This is a genomic window from Fusibacter tunisiensis, assembly GCF_016908355.1.
GTDB classification, from domain to species: Bacteria; Bacillota; Clostridia; order Peptostreptococcales; family Acidaminobacteraceae; genus Fusibacter_D; species Fusibacter_D tunisiensis.
Map to the genome: position 1 here is coordinate 1 of NZ_JAFBDT010000068.1, position 1,249 is coordinate 1,249.

Genomic DNA, 1,249 nt, shown 5'->3' on the forward strand with positions numbered 1-1,249 from the left:
TTAGCCCGTATTGTAAGGGGTCAAATCCTGTCACTTAGAGAGCAAGAGTTTATGCAGGCGACAGAAATATTGGGGATATCGGACCGGTCTAAAATAGCACGTCACTTGCTTCCAAACACCCTGGCTTACATCATTGTAAGTGCAACGCTGGGTATGGCAAGTGCGATTCTTACAGAAGCAGGCTTATCCTTCCTTGGTCTTGGTGTAACACCACCGACGCCAACATGGGGAAATATGGTTGAGCGTGCACGAAATACCAACGTATTTAGAACAATGCCATGGTTGTGGTTGCCACCGGGAATCATGATTATGCTGACGGTTGTAAGCATCAACCTTCTGGGTGAAGGGCTAAGAGATGCATTTGATCCAAAAGAGATTAGGTAGGTGTAAAGATGAAGAATATATTGGAAGTAAAAGATTTGACAACCTATTTCTTCACGGACAAAGGCGTGGTCAAAGCCGTGGACGGGAACTCGTTTACACTGAAAGAAGGCGAGACGCTTGGAATCGTAGGAGAATCAGGTTGTGGTAAAAGTATAACAGCAATGAGTATCTTGAATTTGATAGAAAAGCCTGGAAAAATTGTAAAAGGATCAATCAAGTTCAATGGTGAAGAACTGGTTGGGATAGCGGATAAGAAAATGCGTACCTACAGAGGCAATGAAATATCGATGATTTTTCAAGAGCCAATGACATCCCTTAATCCAGTTTTTAGAATTGGAGATCAGATTGGTGAATCCTTGATTCTACACCAAGGAATGACAAAGAAGGAATCGTATGTAAAGGCAGTGGAGCTTTTGAATCTTGTAGGGATACCAAGAGCGGAGAAAGTGGTAAGAGATTACCCCCACCAACTTTCAGGTGGTATGCGTCAACGTGTTATGATTGCCATGGCACTTGCGTGTAATCCAAAGGTCCTTATAGCAGATGAGCCAACGACAGCGCTTGATGTAACCATTCAGGCACAGATATTATCGCTTATGAATGACCTTCAGAAAAAGACAAACACAGCGATAATGCTTATCACACATGACCTTGGGGTAGTGGCTCAGATGGCACATGATGTATTGGTAATGTACTCTGGCAAGATCGTGGAGTCTGCAAGTGCTGTGGAGATCTTTGACAATCCAAAGCACCCTTACACAGTGGGTCTTTTGCACTCGATCCCGAACTTAGATGAAGATAGAGAGAGACTCAACAGCATAGACGGGATTGTACCGAATCCATTTGAATTGCCTGAAGGTTGCTA

General features: G+C 43.6%; 2 protein-coding genes. Both read left to right on the plus strand.

Annotated elements, in window-relative coordinates; genetic code table 11:
* Positions 1-384, plus strand: a 384-nt coding sequence (locus JOC49_RS13085; protein ID WP_204665481.1) for an ABC transporter permease, incomplete at its 5' end; no start/stop codon positions are given.
* A gap of 8 nt (positions 385-392) precedes the next feature.
* The coding region (locus tag JOC49_RS13090; RefSeq protein ID WP_204665482.1) for an ABC transporter ATP-binding protein at positions 393-1,249 on the plus strand (857 nt) is incomplete at its 3' end.